This window comes from Rufibacter sp. JT3400010 (assembly GCF_054956755.1).
Window position 1 is genome coordinate 39852 of sequence record NZ_JBUDXA010000027.1, and the last position, 20417, is coordinate 60268.

9 protein-coding genes are annotated in these 20417 nt (G+C 53.5%); 5 read left to right on the forward strand and 4 right to left on the reverse strand.

What is annotated here, in order from left to right:
* Positions 1–43 precede the first annotated feature (43 nt).
* The gene (locus tag ACY0JR_RS18990) at positions 44–2251 is read right to left on the reverse strand and encodes an acylase (protein WP_462635743.1); all 2208 of its coding nucleotides are present in this window, start codon (positions 2249–2251) and stop codon (positions 44–46) included.
* Positions 2252–2355: 104 nt separating this feature from the next.
* On the reverse strand, positions 2356–3888 hold the full coding sequence (locus ACY0JR_RS18995; RefSeq protein WP_462635744.1) for a M20/M25/M40 family metallo-hydrolase: 1533 nt from the start codon (positions 3886–3888) through the stop codon (positions 2356–2358).
* A 211-nt stretch (positions 3889–4099) separates the two neighbouring features.
* On the opposite strand from ACY0JR_RS18995, the gene ACY0JR_RS19000 reads away from it, so the two are divergent.
* The 5 genes from ACY0JR_RS19000 to ACY0JR_RS19020 all read left to right on the forward strand — a co-directional run bounded on the left by ACY0JR_RS19000 (position 4100) and on the right by ACY0JR_RS19020 (position 16211).
* On the forward strand, positions 4100–5284 hold the full coding sequence (locus ACY0JR_RS19000; RefSeq protein WP_462635745.1) for a threonine aldolase family protein: 1185 nt from the start codon (positions 4100–4102) through the stop codon (positions 5282–5284).
* Between the two features lie 122 nt (positions 5285–5406).
* Positions 5407–7293 carry a gamma-glutamyltransferase family protein gene (locus tag ACY0JR_RS19005; protein ID WP_462635746.1) on the forward strand — a complete coding sequence of 629 codons (1887 nt, stop codon included), beginning with the start codon at positions 5407–5409 and terminating at the stop codon, positions 7291–7293.
* A gap of 785 nt (positions 7294–8078) precedes the next feature.
* On the forward strand, positions 8079–13157 hold the full coding sequence (locus ACY0JR_RS19010) for an ice-binding family protein (protein ID WP_462635747.1): 5079 nt from the start codon (positions 8079–8081) through the stop codon (positions 13155–13157).
* Between the two features lie 15 nt (positions 13158–13172).
* Entirely contained in the window at positions 13173–14126 is a 954-nt protein-coding gene (locus tag ACY0JR_RS19015; RefSeq protein WP_462635748.1) for a PorP/SprF family type IX secretion system membrane protein, read from the forward strand.
* A 99-nt stretch (positions 14127–14225) separates the two neighbouring features.
* The gene (locus ACY0JR_RS19020) at positions 14226–16211 is read left to right on the forward strand and encodes an OmpA family protein (RefSeq protein ID WP_462635749.1); all 1986 of its coding nucleotides are present in this window, start codon (positions 14226–14228) and stop codon (positions 16209–16211) included.
* Between the two features lie 172 nt (positions 16212–16383).
* Here the strand turns inward: ACY0JR_RS19020 and ACY0JR_RS19025 are convergent, their stop codons facing one another.
* Positions 16384–18174, reverse strand: a complete 1791-nt coding sequence (locus ACY0JR_RS19025; RefSeq protein ID WP_462635750.1) for a hypothetical protein — start codon at positions 18172–18174, stop codon at positions 16384–16386.
* Positions 18175–18176: 2 nt separating this feature from the next.
* Positions 18177–20396, reverse strand: a complete 2220-nt coding sequence (locus ACY0JR_RS19030; RefSeq protein ID WP_462635751.1) for a DUF4175 family protein — start codon at positions 20394–20396, stop codon at positions 18177–18179.
* Between the last annotated feature and the right edge of the window lie 21 nt (positions 20397–20417).

A 20417-nucleotide genomic window follows, 5' to 3' on the forward strand; every position in this document is an offset into this window, starting at 1 on the left:
GTTTCGTTTGTAGTTGGTGGTGTAGGTTGGAAAGAAAGGTGATTTATGGTCTTTTCTCTCCCGGATGGTACGTGGCTTTGGCGCGTTTCTCCACGTCTTCGCGGTAGTAAGCGGCGTCTTTGAACTGTACATCGGCGTAGCGTTGGGCCTGGTCAGCGAAATGTGGAGAAGTAGGGTCGCCGCTTTGTCCGCCAGCCAGCATGGTTTTCGCCTTTACTTTAGGACCAAATTCCACCACGGCCACAAAGCTGTTGCCCGAGGTGCCGTACAGGCGCTTGGTGTTGTAAGAGTTCGCGCCAAACGATGCCAGTGCACCCCAGTTACCAGAAGCCATACCAATAGGAAGGCTCGGTTTGGCATCATTGAACGGCTGCTGAATATCGCCGGTGAGGCGCTGGAAACGATTAATCTCGCCCCAGGGCGTGTTCCACGTGCCGAAGTCTTTTTCCAGTTGTGCGATGGTCTGGCGGAAAAGGTCCAGGCGTTCTTTCTCCGGTGATTGGTTCGCGTAATACTCGAAGCGCTCAATGAGGTTCAGGTTTTTGGGCGCGCTGCCGTTCCTCGTAGAAATAGTCGCGTAGAAATGCGCCAAAGACATGGCTACTGATTCTTTAGACACCGCATAATTCCAGCGGCGCATCACGTCCATGGCTTCCTTCAACTTAGGGTCGTTCGGTTTCTGGTTGTCATAGGCTTTCACCAAGCCGGGGATGAGCACTTCAAAGCTGGGCAGGTACGGGTCATACGCCAGGCTGATGAGCTTGTCTAAGGTCAGGTTCTCCGCTTTCTTGAGCAGGCGCACCGCGTGAATGCCCCGGAAATTCTCCGGAGAGGGTGCCATGTACACGGGGTAATCTTCTTTTTTAGGGCTGTATTCACCGGCACTGGTGAAGGGTGTGGAGTTGCAGTTCTGAATCCAGCCGTTGGGCGGGTTGATCACCCGAATGGTTTCTTCCAACGGGTGTAGACCTTGCCAATCGGTTTTGGGGTTGCTGCCGTCTACGGGTTTGGAGTAGTCAAAAGAGGTGTCCCGTTTGGGGAAGAAGTTGCCATGGTAGTAGGCGATGTTGCCCTCGGCATCGGCGTAGACGGTTCCATTTGACGAGTTAGTCCGCAGCTGCATCATCTCGTTGAACTCCTTCAGGTTGCTTTTCTTGGTGCGGGTATAGGATTGGGTCAGCGCCTCTACCGGTTTCCACATCATAGCGGTGGCTACCCACTTGTTTCCGTTCTGGTGCGTGATGGGGCCGTGGTGCGTTTTGTAGGTTGTGAAGGTCTTTTGCTTGACTTCGTTTCCTTCTTTGTAAGCCAGGGTAACCTCAGAAGTAGTCACCGGCCGCTGTTCGTTGCCATATTGGTAGACCAGTTTGCCGTTCTTCTTGCTGATGGTTTCCTCAAATTCATCAATCACGTCTACGTATGCCGAGGTGTGCATCCAGCCGGTCTTCTCGTTGAAGCCTTGATAAATGAAGAACTGCCCCCAAGTCACGGCGCCGTACGCGTTCAGGCCTTCTTCGCTCACGGCGTGTACTTCGCCCCTAAAGAAGAAAGACGTGTGCGGATTAATCAGCAGCATGGCATTGCCCGAGGCGGTGTGTTTGCCCGAGATGGTGAAGCCGTTGGAGCCTTTGGGTTCCGCCAATATGTTGGGCTGCGCCGATGGCTGGTAATGGTAGCCGGTTAATCCCTGCGCTTTGTTGTCCTCGTAGAACGCCTGAATCTTGTTGAGCGGGATGCTTTCTATGTCGCCGCCAATGGAGCCTTCGGTGAAGTACATGGGCATCCAAGGCTCAAAGTGTGTGAGAAGTTTGGGTTTTACCTCGGGGTGCGTGTGCAGGTAATAGTTGATGCCATCGGCGAAGGCTTGGCAAAGCGACTTAAGCCACTCGGGACTTTTCTCATAGTTCTGGATGGCTTCTTTCTGCGTCATGTAGAGTTTCGCCCTAAGATCGCTGTAGAGCATCTCCTTGCCCTCCACCTCCGCTAACCTTCCCGTGGCCCACAGGTAGTTCCGTTCTACCCGGTTGAAATCATCTTCGCACTGCGCATACAAAAGCCCGAAAACGGCATCAGCATCAGTCTTTCCGTAGACGTGCGGTACGCCAAAATCATCCCTTATGATGGTGACCCGGGCAGCCTGTTCTTTCCATTTGTCTACCTCTTTGGAGGAGCTGATCTTTTCGCTGGAAGAACAGGAGAAAAGAACGAGTATGAATAGGTATAAAGTAGTGTTTCTGAAAAGGTGTTTCATGAACGAATGAAGGGAAATAGACGAGTTACCAATTTAAGGGTATTTTCCAGAAAACGCAGGTAAAACAGGAAGATTGATTCTGGTAGTCAGAGGTTCCACGTTAATTAGAGCCGCGCTTGCATAATGGCCGCAATGGTTTCAATGCCTTCCCAGAGGTACTGAATCTTGACGTTCTCGTTTTCGGCATGCTGGTTGTTGTCATAGTTCACAATGGGTACGGTGATGACCTTGGTGCCCAGAATCTCCTCGAAAAGGTACAAAGGCAAGCTGCCGCCCATGGAAGGAATTAACACCAACGGCTCTTTGGTAGTAGATTGTACCGCCGACTGGATGCTTTTGGCGATGGGTAAATCCATGGGTGTGCGTTGGGCATTGTAGCCGTGCTCCATCTCTATCTTGATTAAGTTGGGGTGGTTGCTGCGGTCTGCCTCGGTGGGCTCTTTGGTAAGCACATGAAAGCCTTTGCTCTTGATATGGGCAATTACTTTTTCTGCCTGTTTTCTGTAATCATTGCCTTTTACTAAACGAAGGTCCAAAACAGCTTCTGCCTTAGTGGGAATGATGTTGCTGGTCATGGGACCCACGTTGGCGCTGTGCAGGCCGTTGATGTTGAGGGTGGGAATCATGATGGCCTCGGCTAGGGAACGGTCAGGGCTCTCCGGGGTATGCACGCCTAGTTCTTTCTTCAGTACCGCATCCTGATCGGGGATTTGAGCTAGCGCTTTTTTCTCAGTGGCGGTGAGCGGCGTCACGTCATCGTAAAAGCCTTTTACCAGTACCTTGCCGTTCTCGTCTTTCATGGAAGCGAGTAGCTGCGTCAACTTTAAAGCAGGATTGGGCGCCCAGTTGCCGTAGTTGCCGCTGTGCAGCGGGCGTTTGGGGCCATACACGGTAAGCGCCATGTTCACATCGCCGCGTACACCATATACAATCGTTTTTTTGCCCGAGGCGTGCCGTGGGGCATCAATGATAATCCAGCAATCGGCCTGTAGTTTGGTTTTGTGCTGCTGGAAGATCTCGTTCAGGTGAATGGAGCCTACTTCTTCTTCGCCCTCAAACAGAAATTTGATGTTGGCTCCCAAATGCTGTCCGGTTTTTACCAAGGCCTCATAGGCATTCAGAATGGCCATCACCCCGGCTTTGTCATCGGCGGAGCCACGGCCTAAGAGGCGCCAAGCGGGGTTGACCGTGTCTCCGCTTTTGTAAGGTCCCATCATCTTGCCGCCACTTTCTAAAGGAGCCGTAATGAGCACGGGTTTGAATGGGTCGGTGCCCTGGTACCATTGTTTGGGGTTTACCGGCTGTCCGTCATAGTGGGCATAAAACCCGATGGTCTTGGTGGCGCCGGGTGTTTTGATTTCGCCATACACTGCCGGGGTGACCTTGGGCGTGGTGCCGGTCAGCAGTTCGGCTTTGATACCGCGGCGCTCCATCATCTCCTGAATAAAAGCGGCATTCTTCCGGATGTTGAGGGTGTCTGTGGAAACGTTGGGAATGGATAGGAACTGCACGTACTCTTCTAGCAGCTTTTTGTCATTCTGGCTGATGTAGGTTTGGATGGTTTGCGCTTTGATGGTAGGTAGGCAGCAAAACGTCACTACGGCTAAGCCGATGATTCTGTAAAGGTTGAACTTCATGCGCAGGGTGGTTGAAAAGAAAGCCAGAACTGACCAAAATGGCTTCTGCTAAGATAGCAAGGAGTTCTGCTTTTCAAATGGCCGCTGGCACTTGCCGAAAGCTTCTTACCTGAATTTACTTCCGTTGCTTCTTTCCTGTACGGGTACAAAGCAAGAAATCAAACCAACTCCTTTATATTAGGGATGAATTGACATTTTGGAAGATTTGCGTATGGCTAAGAAGATAAAGGGAAGGCGGGAGTTTCTAAAGAATTCGGGGTTGGCGGCGCTTCCCCTACTGTTGCCTGCGGGCTTGTCCACCCCGGCGTTTGCCAGTTACGCGGGCAAAGAAGAAAGCATCAATTTTGTGACCGATGGCGCGATGACTTCTCCGCTGGAATATGCTCGGGAACTCCAAATCATTGCCGAGAAGTACCCGGATACGCAGGACACGTACGCCAAAGGAGGGGCGGTGACCCGTTTAGAGGCTGAATTTGCCAAACTGACCGGAAAACAGAAAGCTATCTTCATGCCTTCGGGCACCATGGCCAACAACCTGGCGCTGCGGGTGCTGAGCCAGGGGAAGAGCAAAATCTTTGTGCAGGAAGTGAGCCACCTCTACCGCGATGAAGCCGATGCCGCCCAAACGGTGCACAGTAAAAGACTGATTCCGCTGGCGCCCGGCAAAGCCGAGTTCAGTCTGGAGGAATTGAAAGAGTCCATTGCCTACCACCAGAAGGGCGAGGTGTTTCAAAGCGGTTTAGGCGCGGTTTCCATTGAGAACCCCGTGAGAAGAGCAGACGGACAAATTTTCTCCCTGGAAGAAATCAAGAAGATAGCGGCTTACTGCAAAGAGAACCAGATAAAGCTCCACCTGGATGGTGCCCGACTGCATCTGGCCTCGGCTTATTCCGGGGTGCCTATCAAAGAGTATGCGGCTAATTTTGACACCGTGTACATTTCGCTCTACAAATACCTGGGAAGTAAAGGCGGAGCCATGCTGGCCGGAGATGCCGCTGTCATTGACCAAATGCCGCACTTGATTAAAATTTACGGCGGTAATATCTATCAGAACTGGCCGTATGCCGCCATGGCTTTAGACAAGATTGCCCAGATTGAGGGCCTTTTACAGAAAAGCAGGGCGAAAGCAGACCAGTTGTTCAGCCAGCTAAACGAATCGGGCATGGTGAAAGTCAGCCAAATCCCGAACGGCAGCAACGTCTTCAATCTTCAGTTTACCGGCTCCATGAACTTTGAGAAACTGACGGCTTACCTAAAAGAGAAAGAGCGCATTCAAATGCGAATGCCCGATAGTCAGGGTGTAGTCAAGTTCTTCGTGAACGAAACCATTCTGAAGAGAAGCAATGAGGCCATTGTCAACGCTTTCAAGAAAGCCATCAACTTGTCTCTGGTATAATTCGCGATTGATTTTGGGCCTGAATTTCTGAGGCGGAAAGGTCTTTCAATGAACATTCATTTTCGCAATCTGAACGTTTTTAGGCTGTTTTGCCTAATTTGAGCTAATCTAATACCATCAATATGAAACACTTTTTCACGCTGTTCCTCTGTCTTTCCACGCTCTTGTCTGTCACCGCCCAGCAAACCCAAAAGCCGGTCTTGCACGGTAAGAACTGGATGGCGATTACGGGCAAACCACTGGCCGCCACCGCCGGAGCCATGACGTTCCAGAAAGGCGGAAACGCGGTAGATGCAGCCTGTGCCATGTTGGCGGCAACCTGTACCATGTGGGATGTGTTAAGTTGGGGAGGCGAAACCCAGGCCTTGATTTATAACCCTAAAACCAAGAAAGTAATTGCCATCAATGCCATGGGCGTGGCACCCACCGGGGCTACTGCAGCCTTCTTCAAAGGTAAAGGCTACAATTTCCCGCCGGAATATGGCCCCCTAGCTGCCACCACACCAGGCACGCCGGGCGGACTGCTGCACATGCTAGCCAATTACGGCACCCTGAGTCTGGAGCAAGTACTGGCCCCAGCTATGGAAATGGCCGCCGGGTACCCCATTGAAGCGCAGACCGCCAACAGCTTTGAGCGGGAAAAAGCGCGGCTCAAGCAATGGCCCTACAGCAAGAAAGTTTTCCTGACACACCCCGGCGAGAAAAGGGAGGCTCCCGAAGCGGGTGAAATCTTCGTGCAGAAAGACTTGCTGGCCACACTCACGAAACTGGTGGAATCTGAAAAAGCAGCCCTCAAAAAAGGCAAGAGCCGGAAAGAAGCCATCATGGCGGCCTATGACCGTTTTTACACCGGCGACATTGCCAAGGAATTTGTGCGGGGGTGTCAGGAGCAAGGCGGACTCATCACCATGCAGGATTTAGCAAAGTGGAAGCCGCTGGAAGAAGAGCCGCTCACCACCAATTACCGGGGCATAGAGGTCTACAAATTGCCGCAATGGACCCAAGGTCCGGTGCTGCTGCAGGCACTCAACGTGCTGGAGAATTTCGACTTGAAAAGCATGGGCTACAACAGTGCGAGGTACATCCATACTCTGTACCAAACCATGAACCTCACCTTCGCCGACCGTGATTTCTACTATGGCGACAATTACTTCGCGCCGCAGGAACCCATGAAAGGATTGCTGAGCAAGGAATATGCAAAGCAACGCGCCTCCCTGATTCAGTTTGACAAGAATAATCCCGCTATTGGACCAGGCGATCCTTACCCGTTTGAGGCAAAAGGGGCTAAAAACCCGTATCTGAAACTGCTCAAGGAAAGAGGCTACGAGCTGGACACCACCAAACGCAACTTCGCGCCTACCCATGACATCCGGAACGGTTCTTCTATGGTAGATTATCAGCAAAGGCTGTGGTTGGGGACCACCACCATGGAAGCCGCCGATAAAGAGGGTTGGGTGGTGTCAATTACGCCCAGCGGCGGCTGGAACCCCGCGTGCATTGCCGGAAACACCGGCGTAGGCATGAGCCAACGCATGCAGAGCTTTGTGCTGGATGCGAATCTGAATCCGTTTAACGTGGTAGAGCCCGGTAAAAGACCCCGAGTGACCTTAACACCTTCCATGGCCTTGAAAGACGGAAAGCCCTTCCTGTCCTTCGCGGTACAAGGCGGCGATACACAGGAGCAGAACCTGTTGCAGTTCTTCCTGAACGTAGCCGATTTCGGGATGAACGTACAGCAGGCCGCCGAGGCGGCCAACTTCAACACGAACCAGCTCTGGCTTTCCTTGGGCGGCACCAAAACCGATGACCGTCAGCCCAAGCCCGGCCAAATTCTCTTGCATGACAGCACGCCGGAGGCCGTTCGGGAGCAGTTGAAGAAAATGGGCTACATCATGAGTTTCGATGATCGCACCAGCGGCCCCATCAATGCCATTTATTTTGATTGGAAGCATGGCAGTTTCTGGGGCGGTTCCAGCAACCACGGCGAAGATTACGGCATTGGTTGGTAAGGCATGGAAAAAGCGTTTCACCAAAGTTCGTAGCGCTTTTCGGCTGTTTTCCTGAAAACAGCCTGTAAAAAGGAAGTTAAAGGTAGTTTTCCTAGCTCGCATTCCCGACGCGTGTGCGCTGCTTGCTGCATTCCGCCGCTTATTAGGCAATGGTGCAGTTCAATTAAAAACGAAATCCCAGTTCTGGTCTAAGAGACCAGAACTGGGATTTCGTTTTTAGGGCTCTTTTCAGGAAAACTCACTTAAAATGCACTTGCGCTAGAATTTGATTCTCCAAAAGACTGGCTCAATCCTCTTTTTACCTTTTTAACTAGCGTCTCTCCGCCCCGCTTTTAGCCTCCTATTGCCTCAAGCAGGGCTTGCCTCCCTCAGAGGTAAACTCCTTTGTTACAACTTGATTCTGAATATATTATTTGCTCGATATTTAGGAATAGTTATGCACTTAGCAGTATGATATTACTTTTTATTTGATAAATTTGTCCAATCATACATGATTTGTATTATAGCTATCTTGTGAGAGGAAGGATTGAGCCTTTGTGCTTTCTGATTCTCCAAGGATTATCTTATAAAATAGATGCATAAAATTGAATAAAGTCAAATAAGTACTAATATATGTATACTTTTGCTTATAAACCATATTGGGTAACAGTAATTGGATTAATGCCCCAAAAAGTATTTATATAGAACTTGTAGGAGGGTGCATGAAAATAAGATTACTACTACTCTTGTTCTTTCTTTTATTTCAAGCCGGAGCTTTTGCACAAATAGCTCCAGCTTTTAAGACCTTGCAGCAAGTTTCGGTGGCGGGCGGTGCAGGTTATGAGAACAAGGGCAACAGCAAAGTAAAGCGGCAGGTGCTTCCGTCTGGCTTAGCATCAAGAGAGGCGTTAGAAGAAATTGACCGAGTAGCAGCGGAATTGAAGCGCCAGCAGCCTACTACCACGTTGTCGGGGGCGGCTTTGTCGGGCGGTAAACTGTTGCCGGGTGTGTACCGGGTAACAGGCGATGTGCATCTTCAGAAGTCATTGGAGTTGCTGGGCAATAAATTCCCGAACGGGATTTTTGTGTTTCAGGTGGAAGGAAGCCTGACCATAGATCCATCGGTGAATGTAGAGCTTCAGCAGGGAGCCAGGGCGAAAAATGTATTCTGGCAAGTAGCGGGTAACGTAACCGTAGGTGCCCAGAGTTCTTTCAAAGGAACCGTAGTGGCAACGGGCAATATTGCCGCGGGCAAAGCCGCTGCCGTAGAAGGGAAACTGCTCACCAAAGCAGGAAGTGTTTCGCTGGCTGGAACCACGGTGACCGAATTAGGATCTGACCATATCTCTGACCTGGAGGTAAAACACGTGGTGACGGATGGTCCGTACCGCGTGGGGCTTTTAGTCACGTACACCATTACCCTTCAAAACTGGGGCCCTAGCGAAGAAACCAACGTAGTCCTCAATTTTGAAACGCCTTCCGGTATTCAGTTCCTGGGGGCTACTACTTCCATGGGCTCAGATTTTGACCCCATCAGAAGAGAATGGATTATCAAAAAGCTTCCCAGCGGTACCACGGCCACCATGGTAGTGCAGGCGAGCATTCTCAAAACCGAGTTCTCCACCACCGTGGTTACCGTTACCGGCGACGGTACCGACCCCAACATCAAAAACAACACGTCTGAGAAATCCATCTGCGCCACGCCATCTAAACCCGGTGAGATAACCGGAAAAACCTCTGTGTGCGTCAATACCCCCGGCAACGTCTACCAGATAGAGCGGCTGCCGGGCACCCGCAAGTACAGTTGGAGCCTGCCCGCCGGCTGGGTCATTACCTCGGGGCAGGATACCAATGAGATTACCGTTTCTACCGGTGGTGCCGAAGCGCAGGGGACCATCTCGGTGCGGGCCGTGAACGCCTGCGGCGACGGGCCGGAATCGGTGCTGGAAGTGAGCACGGTTTCGTTTGCGCCTCCCACCCCTTCCGCCATCACGGGTCCTCTGGAAGTGTGTATTGGGCAGAAAGAAATCACCTACGCCATTGCCCCCATTGCCAGTGCTATCTCTTACGCCTGGGTACTTCCCAACGGTTGGACGGTGGTACGCGGGCAGGGCACGTCGGCTGTGACGGTGCTTCCGGGAACCCTGGGTGGAGAAATAAAAGTAACCGCTGAGAATGCCTGCGGCAAAAGCGCCAGCAGCAACGTGCAGGTAACTGTCTCCCCCGCCGCTCCCGCAAAGCCGGAACCCATCTCGGGCCAATCCCAAGTCTGCGCCAACACCAACAATGTTATTTACCAGGTAGCCGCCGTTCAGAATGCCACTAGTTACACCTGGACCGTTCCGGTAGATTGGAGCATTATCAGCGGCCAGGGTACCGCCAGAATAGTGGTAAGAGCCGGAGCCAGCAAAGGGCAGGTAACTGTCAAAGCACAGAATGGCTGCGGGGATAGCCCGGTGACCGCCTTACCCGTTTCCATTTCTACCGAGGCTCCCAAAGTAGGAAATATCTCCGGTGATGTAGCCGTGTGTAGGTCTACTGCTGAGCACACCTATTCCGTAGATGAGATTGAAAACGTGGGCACTTATACCTGGAGCGTCCCTGCGGGTTGGCAGATTGTTTCAGGGCAAGGTTCCCGTAGCATCAAGGTGAAAGTAGGTGCCAGCGGCGAGGTAAAAGTAATGGCGTCTAATGGCTGCGGAGACAGTGCGCCGATTGTCCTGAAAGTAAACGTCAGTGCCGGGGCCCCCGAGCTTCCTAGTGCTATCATAGGAAATACGAACCCTTGCAACAGCGGCGGCGAACACGTGTATGCAGTAACGGCAGACGCAAACGTATCTGGTTATACCTGGGCAGTGCCGCAAGGCTGGATTATTGTCTCGGGGCAAGGCACGTCCTTCATCAAGGTAAAAGCCGGAACCACTTCCGGAAGCATTTCAGTGATGGGCAGCAACGGCTGCGGAAACAGCCTGGTGAGAACGCTGGAGGTAGTGCCAGTTGCCACGGCTCCGGTGGCTCCGGCAGCTATTACCGGAGAGGCCGTTCCTTGCAGCAACGGAGAGCAAACGTATTCGGTGCCTGACCCAGTCGCGGGTCTCACCTATACCTGGGCTTTGCCCGAGGGTTGGAGTCTGATTTCGGGACAGGGCACGGCTACTATTGTGGTAAAAGCAGGAACTACCGCCGGGCAAGTGATTGTAACTGCCAGCAATAATTGCGGGCAAAGTGCTTCCACCAGCCTGGCCGTAACCCCGGCCACCGGGGTGCCAGTTTTAGCGGCTACCATCCAGGGCGACGTAGCGGGTTGCTCCAACGCAAGCCAATTAACCTACAGCATCACCTCTACCAATGCGGCGGCATCTTTCCAATGGCAAGTGCCCGCCGGTTGGGAAATCATGAGCGGACAGGGCACACGGGAAATCCAAGTGAAAGCCGGAACGGGCAACGGCGTTATTCAGGTGTGGGCCAGAAACGGCTGTGGGCAGAGCGTAACCCGTTCATTGGCGGTCACGGCTTCTCCGGCTCTTCCTGTTACGCCCGGCCTTATCTCAGGGCAAACTGGCCTTTGCGCCACGGCAGGCGAGGTAACCTATACCGTGAACCAAGTGGAGGGAGCGGCTACTTACAACTGGACGGTTCCTACTGGCTGGACCATAATCCGGGGCCAAGGCACCACTTCGCTGGTCGTGCGCGTAGGGCCTTCAGCCGGACAAATACAGGTAACGGCTGGCAATGCTTGTGGAACCAGTCCTGCTTCGGCTCTTATTGTAAAAGTGTCTACTTCCCTTCCGCCTGCAGTTGGAGCCATCTCGGGAGAGAAAGCCTTCTGTGCCTCGGCTGCGCCGAAAACCTACTCGGTGGTAGAAGCCGAAGGCGTGAACAGTTATACCTGGTCGGTGCCGGCGGGTTGGGAAATTCTTTCCGGGCAGGGCACGGGTTCTATCAGCGTAAGACCCGGTGCCACGGGCGGATATTTGAAAGTAACCGCGACCAACTACTGCGGAACCCGCGCCGACTCTACCAACATTTCCGTTTCCAGGCCACTTTCCGGTTTTCAGGCGATAATCACAGGCGCGAAAGCCGCTTGCGTAAACGATGAACCCATTACGTATTCTGTAGAGGCAGTTCTGGGAGCTACCCAGTACACCTGGTCGGTTCCGGCTGGCTGGCAGATAATAAATGGGCAGAACACCACGTCTATTCAGGTAAAAGCCGGTGCAGGCGCAGGCAGTATTTCGGTGGCTATTTCAGATGCGTGCGGCGGCAGTGCCACGGCTAATTTGGCGGTAAGTGTCTCCAGCAAGGCACCGTTCGCGCTGGGACCAATTACCGGGCAGTCGGCTACGTGTACTACTTCGCGCCTTACCTATCAGGTGCCCAATGATGCCCAGGTAAACACCTATACCTGGACAATTCCCGCTGGCTGGAACATTGTAGCCGGGCAAGGAACCCACATGATTACCGTAGTGCCAGGAACCTCAGACGGCCAGATAAGTGTGCAGGGCGTGAACGGTTGTGGTATTACGTCAAGCACTAGTTCGCTTCAAGTGCAGGTGCAAGCCGTAGCGCCTCTCCGCCCGAATCCTATTCAGGTAATGGCGGCTGCGCTTACGCCTTGTGCGGGTCAAAAAGGGCTGGTTTTCGAAATTGAAGCCGTAAACGGAGCTGTGGAATATGAATGGACCATTCCGGTTGGTTGGGTTATTGAAGATGGGCAGGGCACTACCAAATTGACGGTAACCGCCGGAAGCCAGAGCGGGCAAGTAAGCGTGATGGCGAAGAATGGTTGCGGACAAAGTGAAAGCCGCGCTGTGGCCGTGGTGCCCACCACCGGAGTTCCGGTGATTACGGGTGATATTTTGGGAAGTACTTTGGTGTGTGCCAACACAGGCAGCGCTACCTACAGCATCAACAGCCCTGGGGCAACCCAATACGTCTGGTCTGTGCCGGCGGGTTGGTCGCTGGTGGCTGGTCAGAATACCAATACCATCACCGTGATTCCGTCTGCCACGGGTGGTCTGGTCTCCGTGAAGGCCTTCAACAACTGCGGGGCAAGCCTGGAGAAAAGCCTGACGGTGGTGCCAAGCGTGGGCGGCAACATGAAACCCGGCGTGATTACAGGCCCCATTGCGTTTTGTGCTACTGGGGAGCAGCGGGTGTACACGGTTTCCCAAACCGAAAGCGCGGCTTACGAATGGAGTGTGCCTGCCGGCTGGAAAATCATCAGCGGGCAAGGAACAGAAAGAATTGTAGTTTCTACCCAAGCGGGTGCCGGGGTAGTCAGCGTGAAAGCCGTGAACGGTTGCGGCAACAGCGCCGAGGCCAACTTATCGGTGACGGTAGCGCCCGGCTTAGGGGTTGCTCCGGTTATCAAAGACGAGAGTTCGGCGTGCGTGGGCAATCAGTTCTCGGTACCGGCTATGAGTGGCGTTTCTTATAAATGGAGCATCGTTTCAGATACACCGGGTTGGACTATTACCTCGGGGCAGGGCTCTGAGAAAGTAACGGTGCAGGCACCGGAGAATGCGCTGCCGGGTTCTGCTAAACTGTTAGTGGAGGCCAACAACGGAACCTGTGCCACCACCTCGGCTATGCTGGACATAGTGCCTAAATATTTGGCTCCGGAACTGCACGTGCCCAACGTCTTCTCGCCTAACAATGACGGGAAAAACGATGCGTGGGTAGTGGCCAATCTGCTGGAATACCCAGACAACGAAGTAGTGATTCTGAACCGCTGGGGTAGTGAGGTGTACCGCATGAAAAAATACCGCAACAACTGGAACGGCGGCGGCCTAGCCGAAGGAACCTACTATTACGTGCTGCGGGTGCGTCTCTGCGAAGGCCAGGAAGAAACGAAAAAGGGTTACGTCACCATCATGCGCTAAACAGAGATGAGGAGAATGAAGAACGCGATGAAATCTGTGTTGGTGCTGTTGGCGTTGCTGGGCCTTCCGAAGGTAGGATTTGGGCAGCAAGATCCGCAGTTCACGCAGTACATGTTCAACGGCTTGCTGCTGAATCCGGCGTACGCCGGAAGTAAAGGGTTTTCCAGCCTCAGCGGTTCGCACAGGAGCCAGTGGACCGGCCTGGAAGGAGCGCCCGTGAGCCAGACCTTGAGCTTTGACGGAAACCTGAACCGCAAACTGGCCGCCGGGTTTCTCATCACCAATGACCGCTTGGGCGCGCAACGGTTTACCGACATCTCTTTCAATTCCGCAGTGCGGATTAGCTTGAACCCCCGCACTAAGTTGGCGGTGGGTATTTCTCTAGGCGCTACCCAGCAAACCCTGGACGGCACCAAACTAGACCCAAGTGAGCGCGACGATGTGGCTATTCCCCTGGGGATTGAACGGGCGGTGAAACCCAGCGCGCGGGTGGGAGCTTACCTCTACAGCAATCGGTTTTACACGGGCTTGTCAGTGGGGAACGTGGTTTTCTTTCGGGATGGCTTGCCCACCGACCCCAAACCGCATTTGTTCCTGACCTCGGGCGGGGTCTTTGATTTAAGCCGGAAGGTGAAGTTCAGGCCCAGCATCTTGCTCAAAGAAGATTTCAACGGTCCGGCTGCGCTGGATTTGAACACGTTTTTGCTGTTTCACGAGCAAATCTGGCTGGGCACTTCCTTCAGGACCACGCTGAACATCTTCAATAACCGCGAGTTCGCCACGGCTACCCGTCTGGGCAATGCGCTGGCTATTTTGCTGGAACTCCACCCTTCGCCGCTCATGCGGATTGGGTACTCGTATGATTTCTCGTTGAACCAGCTGCGCAGCTATTCCAGCCATGAAATTTCCTTAGGGTATAATTTCCTGCAAAAGAAATATGGCCGTATGCTCACGCCGAGGTACTTTTGATTTTTTGATATGATGTATACGCCTGCATAAGGGCTGTTTTCCTGAAAACAAGCTGAAAGCGGGCTACGCTATTTACCAATTGGTGCAAGAACTGGAATTGTGAAGATTTTTTACCTCGTATTACTGCTTTGCATTACCCATTGGGTGACTCCTTCGGTGGCCCAGGGCCAGGCGAACCAATCCAAAGCAGATAAGCACTACACTAATTTTGATTACGCCCTGGCGCTGGAAGAATACCAGAAGCAGCTGGAAAAAGAACAACCCACGCTGCACCTCACTGAGCGCATTGCCCATTGCTACCGGCTCATCAATCAGCCCAGTGCGGCAGAGTTCTGGTACAAGCAGGCGCTGAGCTTTCCGGGGTCGGCAACTATCAATCTGTTGTATTATGCCAACGCCTGCCGCCAGAACGGCGAGTACACCATTGCCAAAAAGCACTACTTACTGTTTGCCGAGAAAGAACCCAGCCGGAAGCAGGAAGCTCTTACCTTGGCCAACGCCTGTGATCTGGCCATGAGCTGGATGGCCCGTCCTTTGGGAATAGACGTGGTAGCCGACAGCCTGCTCAATTCCTCCTTCGCCGATTTCAGTCCTGTTTTCTACCAGGACGGGCTGGTGTTTTCCTCTGACCGAGGACGTAGCCAGAACGGAGGAGAGCAGAAAGTCTACGGCTGGACGGGCGCACCGTACCTGCAATTGTATTACGCGCAACGCAAAGGACCCAGCGCCTGGGGCGAAATAAAACCGCTGGAGAAATCCATTAACACGCAGTTCCATAACGCCATTGCCACTTTCTCGCCAGATTTCACCGAGGTCTTCTTTACCCGTACCAAGCAGGTGAAAAATCGGGTTTTACCCGAAGAATTGATGACCGAAAACAACTGGCAGCGCTACTCTAAAAAAGATGAATTCATTAACCGCCTGGAGATTTACAGCGCCACCTTTGCCAAAGGAAGATGGCAGGACGTGAAGCCGTTTCCGTTCAATCAGGGCGAGAAGTATTCAGTGGGGCATCCGGCCCTTTCGCCCGACGGGCAGGTCTTGTACTTTGTGTCTGACATGCCGGGCGGCCACGGGCAGTCTGATATTTACTTCAGCGAGCGCCAGAAAGACGGCAGTTGGTCTATGCCCGTCAATGCGGGGCCTACCGTCAATACCAGCGGCAAAGAGGTGTTTCCGGTGGTGCACGCAGACGGCACACTCTACTTCTCTTCTGACGGGCACATAGGCATGGGCGGACTGGACATCTTCTCCGCCGAAGGCAGCCGGGCTACCTGGCGCAACGTGGAAAACCTGTATTATCCGTTCAACTCGCCGCGCGATGATTTCGGGCTGATTTACGAAAAAGACGGCAAAAGCGGCTACCTGTCCTCTAACCGCGAAGGCGACAAAGGTTCAGACAATATTTATCGGTTCAAACCCACCGAGATTCCCTGTAAGCTGGCTGGTGTTACCTATGCCCGCATACCCAACCGTAACGGCCGCGCCCGCCAAGTGCCCGTGGGCGATGTGAAACTAGAGGTTATGGTGAACGGCGAGGCCACCAGTTCCTTTCAATTGGAGACTGATCAAGACGGCCGTTTTCTGTTTGCCGTGAACGCGAACCAGACCTACACCATTAGGGGCAGTAAGAAAGGCTACCTCACCCGCACGTTCCACGTGATGCCGGACTGCCGCAAAGTCACCGACACCGTGCAGATTGAAATGGTACTGGACCGCGACACGCCCAACCAACCCATTGTGCTGGAGAACCTCTACTATGACCTAGACAAGCACAATCTTCGGCCAGAGGCCATTGCCGAACTTGACAAAGTAGTAGGCATGCTGCGCGACAACCCCACCATTAAGATTGAGCTGAGTTCCCACACAGACAGCCGCGAAAGCCACAAGTATAACCTCATGCTGTCCCAGTTGCGGGCCGCCAGCGCCGTGAAGTACATTCTCTCACAGGGCATTGACGCCAAACGGGTAGTAGACAAGGGCTACGGCGAAACCAAATTGCTCAACCGCTGCAAAGACGGCGTGCCCTGCTCAGAAGAAGAACACCAGCTCAACCGCCGCACGGAGTTCAAGATTATCAAGTAAAACGGAAAGTGATGCCGTTTTCAAGCCGATTTCTGAAAACGAGCCAGAGTTAATATGCTTCAAGTTTTCAACTTGGAGCTTTCATACCGCAAGTTTGCAACTTGCGTGTCACAAAAGTGAGCACACGAAAACGGAAGCTTTGAGTTATTTGAGGTACTGAAGAACAAGAGATTTACACCTTCTCTTCCAGCCATAGAAAGCCCAAAGACAACAACAAACCCAAGCCGAAGATCCACAAAGGCACGGCTTCTTCCTTGGTGAACGTAGTTGAACCGGTGGTGCCCGCTGAAACCAGAGCTGCTTTTTGCAAGGCTTGCTGCCGCTGGTGAAGTCTTTGGGTAGACCAGGCCGTTTCTGAATGCACGTAAAAACCAGCTTTGGCTCCGGCTTTCTCCTGCAAAGCGTACCAGCCTTTTGCTTTCGGCCAGATGGTGAAAACTTCTTGCGAGGGCAAGAGCGAAGAAGTATAGGAATACGTTTCAACAGCCTTACCTGAGGCATCTGCCAATGTTTTCTCCCCAGTAGAGGAGGAGGTAGCCGAAAAAGTGATGGGCTGTAATTCCTGAAAAGGCGTTGAGTTTTGGTGGGGAGCAATAGCCAAGGCTTCTTCTTCGGGTTTCGCCAAGGCCGTTAGAACGGTGGCCCAGTACTGCTGGTACAGCGTTTCTTTGCCTTCTAACGCCAACGGGAACGTCTCCGGCACCAAACTGACACCTACCTGTCCCATTCCTTTCCGGTAACGAACCACTTGTGCTTGGCCCGGGCTCTGTTCCCAAATCAAGGCCTGTTGGTCTTGCTTGGGTTGCAAAACTGCGTTAGACAACCCAAGCACGGCGTTGGTGCCCGTTTGCTTTGCCCACCGGAGAGCGGCGCTTCTGGCCTGTTTTTCTGAAATCGTTCTGAAAACGCCTTCTGTGAAGAAGTTGGTGGGTTTAGGTGCCTTTTGCGAAGGGGAGGTCAGAATCCCGAGGCCCTGCTGCCGTACCGCTTGTTGCAGCGCTTGTTTTTCTGCGCCACCCAGCGTCTGCAAGGTTCCGTCATCTAGCAGCACCACATCAAATTTTTGCAGCAAAGCAGGCGTGAGCCGGTTCAGGTTCAGGGAAGGTTGATTGACCCATTCGGTGGCGAAGATGCCTTTGCTTACCTGGTTTCGGACGGCTACGCGATGTCCCTGTTCCGCCAGAACGTTCTTCAGGAATTTGCTTTCAAACGAAGGCGCCGAGGATAGCAGCAACACGTTCAAGGGGCGCGGCGCTTTGACGGTGACCGGAAGTTCTTCCTGGTGCACAGAATCGTTCGCATCTTTCCAGCGCAGGGAGTACGCGAACTGCCCCGCCGTTTTAGGGGTGAATTTGAGAGAAAACGCCTGTGTGCCTTCTTTGATTTCCACGGAGTCTCGGGGCGAACCCGCTGCCTGCAAATAGACTTTTACATTCTGCGCTGCACTGCCCTGAAATCTGCCTTGCACGTGCATCTCTTCGCCCAGCGTGACATCCTGCGGCCAGGAAGCGGTTAGGACGCCCGCAGGTAATTCTGAAAAATGCGGGACCAGACGCAAAGTGCCTAACACAGACAGTTCCTCGGCCGGAAGGCCATAGCCCAACACGTGCATGGTCTTCACCGCCGGATGTTCTTGTTGGAAAGCGGCCAAATCGGTGATTGTTTCAGTTTTGTTGGCTGCCGTGCCAAAAGCATACACCTGGGGCTTCGGCCGAAAGCGTTTCATTAAGGACTGGAGCGTGTCTGGATGATAGCCCTCGGTGAGCAAGATTATTTCTGAGGCATTATAAGAACGAGTAATTTTTGGCGGCTCCAGGAGAAATCCTAAACAGGCCACCGCCGCCCAGGAAGCCAGCAGGCGCCAAAGGAGCCGTTTGCGGTCTGGGCGGCGCAGGGCCAGCCACGTGAACCACGCACCCAGTAAAACGGCCAGACCCAGAAGAAGCGGTAACGGAAGATGCATGGTTAGTTGAGCCGATTAAAGTAGTCCTGCGCCAGTTTTTTAAGTGCCCCAGAGGAAACCGGTTTTTGCACCTGTTTGCCCGAAACCGGCAAAAAACGATGCAACGCAGCTTCTACCCGCGTAAGGCAGTCGGGGCAGAGGGCCCGTTCTGCCCTGATGTCCTGTGTGAGTTGCCGCACGTCTTGCAGGGCCCGCAGGTAAGCACCTGGTTCCCGCACGGCGGCTTTCCCCAGCTCTTGCCCGGCTTGTTCCAGCAACGCCGCATCTGAAGCGGTGGGTTTGGTGCCTTGCCGGAGTTGTGCCACGCGCTGTAGGGCTTGACGGGCGGGCGTGGCTTTTTCTAACGGTTGTTCCTTGCGTTGGGTCTGGAAAGCCTGCACTTTGCTTAAATCGCCGGTGAGGCGTTTTTCGGGTTCTTTGAGGGGCGGCGGCTCAAACCCGCTTTTCTTCACGTACACCCTAGATTTCTGCTGCACGTCTTTGAGCATGCGCAGGGCTTTGTACTCAAATGGCAACGCTTCTTTGGGGCGAGCAGTGCGCAGTCTCAGTTCGGCTTCCCACATCTGGGCCAGCGCGCCTTTGAGTTGGGCTTTGATGGCGGGTTCAAAAAACGTGGCGGCCTCTTCCTGGTCGTGTTTGTGCAGGTAGGGGTCCAGCAGTTCGCCCATCTTGGTTTCGTGTTCGCTGCTTCCCTGTTTAGGGGCGTGGTCGTGGCCGTCATCGGCGGTGTGGCCTTCGGCTAAGTCTGGCGGGAGGGCGGCGGCGCCGATGTTCGATTCAAACTCTTCGCCCAGAAACTTACCGTAGCGCAGGCGCAGCAGTTTCTGGTCTACCCCGATGTTGTTAGACCGCTCCTGGAACACGGCTGGGGTGAGGCCTTTCTGCTCCTGAATCAGTTTCTCGGTGTCAATGATAATCTGGCGTTGGCTCCGGAAATACTCTGGGTTAGGGTTCACGCCCAGCGAAAGATCATCCATGGTCTCCACAATGGTGGTGTCCTCAATCTCTACCAAAAACGCCTCGGTGCGGGTGTAGCCCCGTTGGTTGTCCTGGGCCTGGAGGTAGAAATACAGCTCATCGCCGTAGGTCATGCCTAATTGCTGTAGGTTGAGGGTTTGATTGAGTTGTGCTTGCCGGGGTTGCCCACTAAAGGAAAGATTCAGCGGAATGCGCTGCTCCCGGAACTTCACCGCCTCGCCCTCGCCTTTGGCCACCGTGGCCACCAGTTCCGCCGATTGAAGTCCGTAATCATCCCGGAGGGTCGCCTGCACCGTCACGCGCTGCGGTTCCCCGAACAGAATCTCAGTGTACTGTTTCGGTTTCTGCACCGTAATGGCCGGTGCTTCATCTGGAATGACCTCCATGGAATAGAAGTCTGAAGCCTGCCCGTTCAGCCGCAGGTGGTACAAGGTAGATTGCGTTACGGTAAGAGAAGCCGTGTACGAATTCTCCTGGCCCGATACCCGCCGCAGTTGAATAGGTTTTTGGTTACTCACCAGAAGCTGCAAAGAAGCCACAGTTTGGTTTGTCTGCACCGTCCAGGTGACCTGCGCGCCCAACTCTACTTTAAACGAAGGCGTAGTCACCGCATAAGGAGCCTTGCGCGTATAGCCCGGCGGCGCAATGCGGACATTCATTCGCTCAATGGTCGGTAAAATGGCCTTGGGTTGCGCCACGGGTGTAGTCACATCGGCTGAGGTGCCAGAAGCAGAATCAACCGTTTTCTCCGGTGTTTGGATAAAATCGGGCAGAAACCAGAGCCCGGCCGCTACCACAATTCCGGCAATCAACATGATCCAGCCGCTCTTGAAGCTAATGGACGCGGCTTCCTGGGGCGGAATCTGTTCTAATATGCCAGCTATGCGTTGCTGTTGTAATTGCGGTAATAAACCCAGTTGTTCTTCGGGCTGAAGCAGTAATTCCGTACTTTCTTCCAGTTGCGGGTACTTCCGGTTCAGGTGCCGCGCTATTTTGGGCAGGTCTGTTCTCTTCTGCAGTTCGCGCCACCGCATGGCCTGTAACCCCAACGTGAGCAGGATTAAAAGAACACCCGCCGTTCCGCCGCCCACGCCGCCCCAGTCCCGGTACATCCACATCAGCAAGGCTGCTACCACACCCAATTCCTGCAGCGCCAGCAACCCCGCCTTCCGGCGGAGGTAGTGCGCCCGTACCTGTGCCAGGCTGGAAGTAGCGGGGATGATATGGGAGGTGAGGTGAGGCATTGGAGGGTATGAAGGTTTTCC